The following is a 9764-nucleotide window of genomic DNA, read 5'->3' as shown; positions in this document are numbered from 1 at the left end:
TGGACCCCGCCGACCCCGGCCGAGGACTCCACGGTCGACGAGCCGGCCCTGCCCGGTGAGGAGGTCCTGCTGGACCTCAACGAGCTGGCCGAGGGCCACGACTTCTTCTCGCTCGGCGGCTCGAGCATGCGCCCCGACGGGATGTGCCTGGCCTACGCCACCGACACGGTCGGCGACGAGCGCTACACCGTGCGCTTCAAGGACCTCGTCACCGGCGAGCTGCTCGAGGACGTCATCACCGGGGTGCTCGGCGGAGTCACCTGGGACCGCGCCGGGGAGAACGTCTACTACTCCACGGTCGACGAGTCCTGGCGCGCCGACAAGATCTGGCGCCACGCGATCGGGACCGACCAGGCTGTCGACGAGCTGGTCCTCCACGAGCCCGACGGCCGCTTCAACGTCGGCCTCGGTCGCACGCGCAGCGACCGCTTCCTGGTGATCGCGATCGGCTCCAAGGTCACCTCCGAGTGGCACGTCTTCGACGCCGACGCCCCGGAGCTCGGCTTCCAGGTCTTCTGCCCCCGCGCCGAGGGCGTGGAGTACTCCCTCGACCACGCCGTGATCGGCGGCCGGGACCGGTTCCTCGTGCTCCACAACGCGACCGGCCCCGACTTCGAGCTGGCCGTGACCCCCGCCGCGCCGACCACGGCCGACGGCTGGGAGCCGCTCATCGCCCACGACCCCGCCGTACGCCTCGAGGACGTCGACGCCTTCGCCGGCCACCTCGTCGTGCACCAGCGCAGCCAGGGCCTGACCCAGCTGCGCATCCTCGAGCTCGGCGACACCGGCGTCACCGACGACTACCTCGTGGAGTTCGACGAGCCGGTCTACACCGTCGGCTCGGGGGGCAACCCGACCTTCGCGCAGCCCGTGGTGCGCCTGGGCTACACCACGATGGCGATCCCCTCGTCGGTCTACGACTACGACGTGCGCACCCGCGAGCTCACCCTGCTGCGCCGCGCGCCCGTGCTGGGCGGCTACGACCCGGCCGACTACGAGGAGCACCGGCTGTGGGCCACGGCCGACGACGGCGAGCGGGTCCCGATCTCGATCGTCGCCCGCAAGGGCCTGCACGAGGCCGGGCCGGTCCCCGTGCTGCTCTACGGCTACGGCGCCTACGAGGCCTCCATCGACCCCTACTTCTCGATCGCCCGGCTCTCCCTGCTCGACCGGGGCGCGGCGTTCGCGATCGCGCACGTGCGCGGCGGCGGCGAGATGGGCCGACGCTGGTACGACGGCGGCAAGATGCTGCACAAGACCAACACGTTCTCCGACTTCGTGGCCTGCGCACGGCACCTGGTCCAGACCGGGTGGACCACGCCGCAGCAGACGATCGCCGAGGGCGCGAGCGCCGGCGGGCTGCTGATGGGCGCGATCGCCAACCAGGCGCCGGAGCAGTTCGGTGGCATCGTCGCCGGGGTGCCGTTCGTGGACAACCTGACCTCGATGCTCGACGCGACGCTCCCGCTGACCGTCACCGAGTACGACGAGTGGGGCAACCCCGAGGCCGACCCCGAGGTCTACGACTACATCGCCTCCTACGCGCCCTACGACAACGTGGAGGCCAAGCGCTATCCCCCGATCCTCGCCGAGACCTCCTTCAACGACACCCGTGTCCTCTACGTCGAGCCGGCCAAGTGGGTGGCCCGGCTCCGGGCCACCGCGACCGAGGCGGACGTGCTCCTGCGCACCGAGATGTCGGCCGGTCACGGAGGGGTCTCGGGGCGCTACAAGGCCTGGCACGACCGGGCGTTCTCCCTCGCCTGGATCCTCGACAAGATGGCGCTTGCCTGACCCAGCAGCGGGTACTGCTGAGAAGTCCCTGAGAAGTTGACGTTTCAGCAACTCCGGGGCAATCCGAAGCGTCCTTCATACCGAAGGCTCTACAAAGGGACCGGGAATCCTCTGTCCCCCACGGGCGTTGGGATTAATGCTGGGGTGCAAGGTCACCCCGCAAGATGAGGAGGGTCCCCATGGCTGCACGGACCACTACGGTCACCCGCGAGATCGAGGGACGCGACAGCGTCGGGCTCTACCTCGACGAGATCGCGCGCACTCCTCTGCTCGACGCGGCCTCCGAGGTCGAGCTCTCCAAGACGATCGAGGCCGGCCTCATGGCCGAGGCCCTCATCGCCGAGGGTCGCGTCGGTCGCCGCAAGGGCGGGGCCCCCGGCTCCGCCACGCTGGAGGAGCTGGAGTGGATGGCGGAGGAGGGTCGCAAGGCCGTCGACCTGTTCATCTCCGCCAACCTCCGCCTCGTCGTCTCGATCGCCCGCAAGTACGGCCGGGCGCAGATGCCGATGCTGGACCTGATCCAGGAGGGCAACACCGGCCTGATCCGCGCGGTCGAGAAGTTCGACTACACCAAGGGCTACAAGTTCTCCACCTATGCGACCTGGTGGGTGCGACAGGCCATCACGCGCGGCATCGCCCAGCAGGCCCGCGTCGTGCGCCTGCCCGTCCACGTGGTCGAGGAGCTCAACCAGGTGGGTGGCGCCCGACGCACGCTGGAGCGTCAGCTGGGCCGCGACCCCGACCCGCAGGAGATCGCGATCGAGCTCGGCATGGGGCTCGAGCGGGTGCTCGACCTGATGGCGTGGGGGCGCGAGCACGTCAGCCTCGACTCCCCCGTCGACGAGGACGGCGACACCTCCCTCGGTGACCTGATGGCCCAGGAGACGGCTCCGGGCCCCGACCTCACGGTCCTCGACGTCGAGTCCCGCGACCGGCTCAACTCGCTGGTCGGCCAGCTCGACGAGCGGGCCGCCGACATCATCCGCGCGCGCTACGGCCTCGTCGACGGACGTCAGCACAAGCTGGCCGACATCGGCGTCAAGCACGGCATCTCCGCCGAGCGCGTGCGCCAGCTCGAGCGGGAGGCGCTGCAGAAGCTGCGCCGCCTCGGCGACCCGGACCTCGCCGCCTGACCCTGCTCCCAGCGCCAGCCGGCACCACCTCAGAGCCCCCGCCCCGGCGGGGGCTCTGCTGCGTCACGGCCCACCCGTTGGCTAGCCTGAGGCGGGTGAGGATCGAGCTCGACGACCTGGGCGGCGCCGAGGTCGTGGCCTTCCTGGAGGACCACGTCGCCCAGCTGCGTGCGGTCACCCCGCCCGGCAGCAGCCACGCCCTGGACCTCGACGGGCTGCGCTCGGTCGACGTGCGCTTCTGGGCCGCCCGTGACGGCGACGAGCTCCTCGGCTGCGGGGCTCTCAAGGCCCTCACACCCCAGCACGTCGAGCTCAAGTCGATGCGCACCGCCGCCCACCGCACCCGCGAGGGCATCGCGACGCAACTGCTCGTCCACCTCCTCGGGGAGGCGCGCACCGCCGGCTTCTCCCGGATCAGCCTCGAGACCGGGTCGTTCGCCTTCTTCGCGCCGGCCCGGGCGCTCTACGCGCGCCACGGATTCGTCGAGTGCGAGCCCTTCGGCGCCTACGCCGCCGACCCCGAGAGCACGTTCATGACCCGGGAGCTGTGAGCCCGCTCGTGAGTGCGGCGTGGACCTCGGCGACGCGCGTGCGCAGCTGCTCGAGCGTGCCGCTGTTGTCGATGACGTGGGTGGCGATCGCGAGCCGGTCCTCGCGGGTGGCCTGCGCGGCGATCCGCGACTCGGCGTCCTGCCGTGTCCAGCCCCGGTCGCGGAGCATCCGCTCCACCTGGACCTCGGTGGGGACGTCGACGACCACCACGGCGTCGAAGGTGTCCGCGCGACCGGACTCCGCGAGCAGCGGGATGTCGTGCACCACGACCGCACCCTCGGGAGCCGCCTCCTCCAGCGCCACGATCCGCTCGAACACGAGCGGGTGGATGATCCCCTCGAGCGTGCGTCGCTTCTGCTCGTCGTTGAAGACCACGGCCCCCATGGCAGGTCGGTCCAGGTCGCCCTCGGGCGTCAGCAGCGCGGGCCCGAAAGCCTCCACCACCGACGCCAGCCCGGCGGTGCCGCGCGCGACCACCTCCCGCGCGAGCTTGTCCGCGTCGATCACGACCGCCCCGAGCTCGCTGAGCATCGCCGAGACCGTGCTCTTGCCCGACGCGACCCCACCTGTCAGTCCCACCCTCATGGCGTCACCGTACGACGGCGGCCGGCACCTCGTTCGTCGCGGTCGCCAGGCAGACCTCGTCCCACGGGGTCGCCTCGAGCCTCGCCCTGATCGACTCCGAGCTCGACCTGCACGTTGCCACCATCGCGTCGGTTCCATCGTGGCGGCGCGACTCCCGCTGGTGGACACGCTCCTTGACTCAGAGGACCTTGCGGAGCTCGGGGTCCACACGCCACAGTGAAATCATGCGTCGTACCCACGCGGCCCTTGCCCTCGCCACACTCCTCGTCGTCTGCGCCGGCGCCGGCGGCGTCGCCGTCGGCCGCTCCGGCTCGTCCGACGCGGGCGCCCGCGCGTGCCTGAGTGACAGGGGGGTGCTCGTGCTCGCACGGGCCGGCGGCACGTGCCCGGGCGGCACCACCAAGACGACCATCGGACGGCGGGGCCCTGTCGGTCCGCGCGGCCTGACCGGCCCGACCGGCGCTCCCGGGCCGGCCGGTCCAGGCATCGTCGTCGTGTCCTCGTTCCTGCCGACGTCGCCGACCGCCAACCCGCAGCCGCAGACGGAGATCGGCAGCCTCGGCGACCTGACGGTGACGGTCGCGTGCTCCGCCGCCAACGGCACGACCGACCAGCTCTTCCTGGTGCCCGACACGACCGGGACGGTTCGCGGGGTGGCCGCCAAGGGCAACAACAGCAATGCGCTCGTGGGGCAGCGGATCGACACGACCCTGTCGGCCACGACGCCGGTCTTCACGACCACCTCACCCGGGCCGTCGATCAACACCAGCTCCTTCGGGCCCGTCGTCGTGACCACCCCGACCCAGCAGGTCGTCGTCCAGCTCTCGATGGTCACCAAGTTCACCGGGCTGGGTGACCCGGACGGCTGTCGCATCGACGGCTCCTTGACTCCTGCCTCCTGAGGGACTGCTCAACACTCGACCAGTGCTGAGCAGGACACGGGCGGCTCCTTGCGCATCCCGATCAGCATCCTGGGCTACCTCGAGCTGCAGCCAGCCGCGCCGGCTCGACGTCGGCCTGCGCCTGCCGGAGGTGCCGGTCACGGTGCCCGGGGAACGGGACATGATGGAGCGGGTCGTGAGGTTCGTACGCCAGGATGGAGCCATGACGAGGACGGACGACGGCCACCTGCACCGAGGCGTCCTCGACCACGACGCCCACGCCGCCCAGCTCGTCGACCAGCTCTCCGTCGACCTCGGGCTCGAGCCGGGCGCATGAGCGCTCCGGACCTGCGCGAGGGCTCCCGGGTCGCCCTCCTGGTCCCGGGCTCGCTCGACTACCTCGCTGCGGTCCACTCGCTGCTGGCCCGAGCGATCATCCCGATCCCGCTGGATCCGCGACTGACGGCCCACGAGCGCGAGCGGATCCTCGCGCACCTGGCTCCCGACCTGGTCGTCGAGGACGCGGTCGGCCTCGCCGCCGTCACGACCGCGGACCGCGGACTCCCCCGGGCCCGACCGATGCACGTCACCAGCGGCACCACCGGCACCCCCAAGGGCGTCTTCAGCGGGGTGCTCGACGATGCGGCCGCCGCCGCCCTGGTGGCCGAGGAGCGCGACCTGTGGGGCTTCCGCGCCGACGACGTCCACCTGGTGCTGAGCCCGCTCTACCACTCCGCTCCCCTGCGCTTCGCCCTCGGCACGACGCTCGCGGGCGGCCGGGTGGTCGTCCCCGGACCGTTCGACCCGGCCCGCGTGACCGCGTCGATCGAGCGCGACCGGCCGACCTCGGTGTTCTGCGTGCCGACCCACCTGCGACGGCTCTTCGCCTACTGGGACGAGGTCGGCACCCCCGACCTGTCGTGCTTCCGGCTGGTCGCCCACGCCGGCGCCCCGTGTCCGCCGGAGGTGAAGCGGCGCCTGCTCGCCGACTTCCCGGACGGCTCCACCTGGGAGTTCTACGGCTCCACCGAGGGCCAGTTCACGGCCTGCCGCAGCGAGGAGTGGCTCGAGCACCCCGGCACCGTCGGTCGCGCGCGCCCCGGTCGCCACCTCTCGGTCGACGACGACGGCACGATCTGGTGCGTCGTGCCCGAGCACGCCCGTTTCACCTACTTCCGCGACCCCGACAAGACCGCTGCGGCCTGGCGCGACCTCGGCGAGGGGCAGCGCGCCTTCACCGTCGGCGACCACGGCCGCCTCGACGACGAGGGCTACCTCTACCTCGACGGTCGCCGCGAGGACCTGATCATCAGCGGCGGCGTCAACGTCTACCCGCTGGAGGTCGAGCTGGTGCTCGGCGAGCACCCGGGCGTCGACGACGTCGCCGTCTTCGCCCTCCCCGACGACGCCTGGGGCCAGCGTGTCTGCGCAGCCGTCGTCGGTCCCGCCACCGAGGCCGAGCTGGACGCCTACGCGCGCGAACGCCTGGCACCGCCGAAGAGGCCCAAGACCTGGGTGCGGCTCGACGAGCTGCCCCGCACCCTGACCGGCAAGGTGCGACGCGACGAGCTCAGCAGGCGAACTGACGGCGGTACTGCTGAGGACTGACCCCGCGCACCCGCGTGAAGTGGTGGCGCAGGGTGGCGGCGTTGCCGAACCCCACGGCATCGGCGATCTGGTCCACGGAGTTGTCGGTGCGCTCGAGCATCTCCTCGGCCAGCTGCAACCGCTGGGAGGTCACCCAGGCGTGCGGGGTCGTGCCGGTCTCGTCGCGGAAGCGGCGGGCGAACGTGCGCGGCGACATGTGCGCCTTGCGGGCCAGGGTCTCCACGTCGAGCGCCTCGGCGAGGTTCTCCTGGGCCCAGGAGAGCACCGCTCCCAGGGTCTCGGCCTGGTAGTCGACGACCTGCCGGGCGATGAACTGGGCCTGCCCACCGTCGCGGTGGGGCGCCACCACGATCCGACGCGCCGTGGTGGCCGCCACCCGCGCCCCGAAGGTCTGGCGGACCAGGTGCAGCGAGGCGTCGATCCCGGCCGCGCTGCCCGCGCCGGTCAGGACGTTGCCGGCCTGGACGTAGAGGACGTCGGGTCGCACGATCGCCCCGGGATAGCGCTGCGCCATCAGGTCGGTGTAGCGCCAGTGCGTCGTGCACTCCTTGCCCTCGAGCAGCCCGGCCTCGGCGAGCAGGAACGCGGCGCTGCAGTGGGCATAGACGATCGCCCCCCGGTCGTGGGCCGCGCGCGCGACGTCGAGCACCGCCGGGTCGAAGTCGAGGAAGTCGAAGCGCGGGGAGAAGCAGACCAGGTCGGCGTCCTCGGTCGCCTCCAGCCCACGGTCGACGTGCAGGTCGAAGCCGGCCCGGCCGCGCACCCGCCCGGGCCGGGGGGTGCAGACCCGGAAGTCGAAGACCGGGTTGTCGTCCTCGGGGTGGTAGGGCTCGCCCCAGACCTCGACGAGGGAGCCGAGCCCGAACGGCTCGGCCCCGTCCTGCACGATCACGGCCACGGTCTGCATGGCGCGACCCTAGCCCAGCGATGGCAGGAAGTCGATCAACAGCGTCATTCCTGCCACTGGTGGCAGTGATGCGCCGAGAGCATGATTGCTGCCATGACTCTCATGATCGCCCTCCTGGCCCTCGCGGTCGTCGCCCTGGTCGCGACCCTCCGCTCCGTCCTCCACGACGGGCCGGCGCGCCCGCCCCGCTCGCACAGCGTCGACCCGGACTTCCTGCCCCCGTCGTCGCGCACGGCGTTCGACCGTGCCGCCTGACCCGCCCTCCCTCCCGCACGCCGAAGGCCCGGCCCCCCTGGTGGGGAGCCGGGCCTTCAGTTGCGGTGGGGCTAGGCGATCAGGCCTGGCCGCCGGTCAGCTTCTCGCGCAGAGCCTGGAGCGCCTCGTCCGAGGCGAGCGAGCCGCCCTCGGCAGCGCCACCCTCCTCGGCGTCGACGTCGCCACCGGAGGAGTACGTCGTGGCCTCGCCGGCCTCGACGTCAGCCTGCTTGGCCTCGGCCTGCTGCTTGACGTGCGCCTCCCAGCGAGCGTGCGCCTTGGCGTACTGCTCCTCCCAGACGGCACGCTGCTCGTCGAAGCCCTCGAGCCACTCGCCCGTCTCGGGGTCGAAGCCGTCGGGGTAGACGTAGTTGCCCTGGTCGTCGTAGGTCGCCGCCATGCCGTAGAGCGTGGGGTCGAACTCCTCGACGTCGGCCGCGGTCGCGGTCTCGTTGGCCTGCTTGAGCGACAGCGAGATGCGACGACGCTCGAGGTCGATGTCGATGATCTTGACCATGACGTCGTCGTTGACCTGCACGACCTGCTCGGGGATCTCCACGTGGCGCTCGGCCAGCTCGGAGATGAGCACCAGACCCTCGATGCCCTCCTCGACGCGCACGAACGAGCCGAAGGGCACCAGCTTGGTGACCTTGCCCGGCACGATCTGGCCCATCTGGTGGGTGCGGGCGAAGTGCTGCCAGGGGTCTTCCTGCGTGGCCTTGAGCGACAGCGAGACGCGCTCGCGGTCCATGTCGACGTCGAGGACCTCGACGGTGACCTCGTCGCCCACGGTGACGACCTCGGAGGGGTGGTCGATGTGCTTCCAGGACAGCTCCGAGACGTGGACGAGACCGTCGACGCCGCCGAGGTCCACGAACGCACCGAAGTTGACGATGGAGGACACGACACCCTTGCGGATCTGACCCTTCTGGAGCTGGGTCAGGAAGCCGTGACGCACCTCGGACTGGGTCTGCTCGAGCCAGGCACGGCGCGACAGGACCACGTTGTTGCGGTTCTTGTCGAGCTCGATGATCTTGGCCTCGAGGACCTGGCCCACGTAGGGCTGCAGGTCGCGCACGCGACGCATCTCGACCAGCGAGGCGGGCAGGAAGCCGCGCAGGCCGATGTCGATGATGAGGCCGCCCTTGACGACCTCGATGACGGTGCCCTCGACGACGCCGTCCTCCTCCTTGACCTGCACGATGGTGCCCCTGGCGCGCTCGTACTGGGCGCGCTTCTTGGACAGGATCAGACGGCCTTCCTTGTCCTCCTTCTGGAGGACGAGGGCCTCGACCTGGTCGCCGACCGAGACGACCTCGGACGGGTCGACGTCGTGCTTGATGGAGAGCTCGCGCGAGGGGATGACACCCTCGGTCTTGTAGCCGATGTCGAGCAGGACCTCGTCGCGGTCGACCTTGACGATGGTGCCCTCGACGATGTCGCCATCGTTGAAGTACTTGATCGTCAGGTCGATGGCGGCCAGGAAGTCAGCCTCGGACCCGATGTCGTTGATCGCGACCTGGGGCGCGTCGTAGTCCTGGTGAGCAGCAAATGTGGTCAAGAGAATGGATTCCTCGGGGTGGACAGAAGTCGAGTGAGCGCGCGAGAAGCCCGGTTTCGCTGGAGATCACCCGAAGGAGAGGTAGCGAGCCGAGATCCGCTCCGTATGGGACGACGGCAGACCTCTGGCGCAGTGTCCGACTCTACGCGCCCGGTCGCGGGGTGTCGAAACCAGGATCGCGGGCCCTGACGGCGTCGGACAGCGGGTCGCGCATCGGGTCACGCAGCAGGTCGCGCAGCAGGTCGTGGGCCCGCTCCGCGACGGGGTTGGCCCCACGTCGGGCCGCCAGGTCGACCAGCGCCCACAGGTCGGCGGCCCGGGCCAGCGCGAGAGCCTCGCCGGGCGCGGTGCCGCGCCGCTCGGCGTACGACGAAAGGACGGCCTCGCGGTAGGCCGGCTGCTGCTCGAACCGCAGGACGTTGCCGAGGTCGGTGAAGGGGTGGCCGGCGTGGGCGTACTCCCAGTCGACGAGCCCGGTCACCTCGAGG

At 71.1% G+C, this 9764-nt stretch carries 10 protein-coding genes; 6 read left to right on the top strand and 4 right to left on the bottom strand.

Annotated features, from left to right (window positions below):
- From RMN98_RS10490 to RMN98_RS10480, 3 genes are all read left to right on the top strand, one after another.
- Positions 1 to 1794, top strand: a 1794-nt coding sequence (locus tag RMN98_RS10490) for a S9 family peptidase (protein WP_309648761.1), incomplete at its 5' end; no start/stop codon positions are given.
- A 179-nt stretch (positions 1795 to 1973) separates the two neighbouring features.
- Positions 1974 to 2927 (top strand): sigma-70 family RNA polymerase sigma factor, encoded by a 954-nt coding sequence (locus RMN98_RS10485; RefSeq protein WP_309648760.1) that lies wholly within the window; start codon positions 1974 to 1976, stop codon positions 2925 to 2927.
- Positions 2928 to 3022: 95 nt separating this feature from the next.
- Positions 3023 to 3478 carry a GNAT family N-acetyltransferase gene (locus RMN98_RS10480; protein WP_309648759.1) on the top strand — a complete coding sequence of 152 codons (456 nt, stop codon included), beginning with the start codon at positions 3023 to 3025 and terminating at the stop codon, positions 3476 to 3478.
- Here the strand turns inward: RMN98_RS10480 and coaE are convergent.
- Positions 3459 to 4064 (bottom strand): dephospho-CoA kinase, encoded by a 606-nt coding sequence (coaE, locus tag RMN98_RS10475; RefSeq protein WP_309648758.1) that lies wholly within the window; start codon positions 4062 to 4064, stop codon positions 3459 to 3461. The two genes, RMN98_RS10480 and coaE, sit on opposite strands and share 20 nt — an antisense overlap.
- Positions 4065 to 4288: 224 nt before the next feature.
- Between coaE and RMN98_RS10470 the strand changes: the two genes are divergently transcribed.
- Positions 4289 to 4966 (top strand): hypothetical protein, encoded by a 678-nt coding sequence (locus RMN98_RS10470; protein WP_309648757.1) that lies wholly within the window; start codon positions 4289 to 4291, stop codon positions 4964 to 4966.
- A gap of 312 nt (positions 4967 to 5278) precedes the next feature.
- Positions 5279 to 6553: an AMP-binding protein gene (locus RMN98_RS10465; protein ID WP_309648756.1), complete on the top strand. Its 1275-nt coding sequence runs from the start codon at positions 5279 to 5281 to the stop codon at positions 6551 to 6553.
- Here RMN98_RS10465 and RMN98_RS10460 read toward each other — a convergent pair.
- On the bottom strand, positions 6516 to 7460 hold the full coding sequence (locus tag RMN98_RS10460; protein ID WP_309648755.1) for a helix-turn-helix domain-containing protein: 945 nt from the start codon (positions 7458 to 7460) through the stop codon (positions 6516 to 6518). The two genes, RMN98_RS10465 and RMN98_RS10460, sit on opposite strands and share 38 nt — an antisense overlap.
- Positions 7461 to 7553: 93 nt before the next feature.
- Here RMN98_RS10460 and RMN98_RS10455 point away from each other — a divergent pair, with 93 nt between their 5' ends.
- Complete coding sequence (locus RMN98_RS10455) at positions 7554 to 7715, top strand: hypothetical protein (RefSeq protein ID WP_309648754.1); 162 nt, start codon at positions 7554 to 7556, stop codon at positions 7713 to 7715.
- A gap of 79 nt (positions 7716 to 7794) precedes the next feature.
- On the opposite strand, the gene rpsA is transcribed toward RMN98_RS10455, so the two are convergent.
- Positions 7795 to 9276 carry a 30S ribosomal protein S1 gene (gene rpsA / locus RMN98_RS10450; protein WP_309648753.1) on the bottom strand — a complete coding sequence of 494 codons (1482 nt, stop codon included), beginning with the start codon at positions 9274 to 9276 and terminating at the stop codon, positions 7795 to 7797.
- A 142-nt stretch (positions 9277 to 9418) separates the two neighbouring features.
- On the bottom strand, positions 9419 to 9764 hold a 346-nt coding region (locus tag RMN98_RS10445; protein WP_309648752.1), incomplete at its 5' end, for a phosphotransferase.

The sequence above is a fragment of the Nocardioides sp. genome, from assembly GCF_031397825.1.
In the GTDB taxonomy this organism is placed as follows: domain Bacteria; phylum Actinomycetota; class Actinomycetes; order Propionibacteriales; family Nocardioidaceae; genus Nocardioides.
This window is presented reverse-complemented; position numbering and strand designations above follow the sequence as displayed.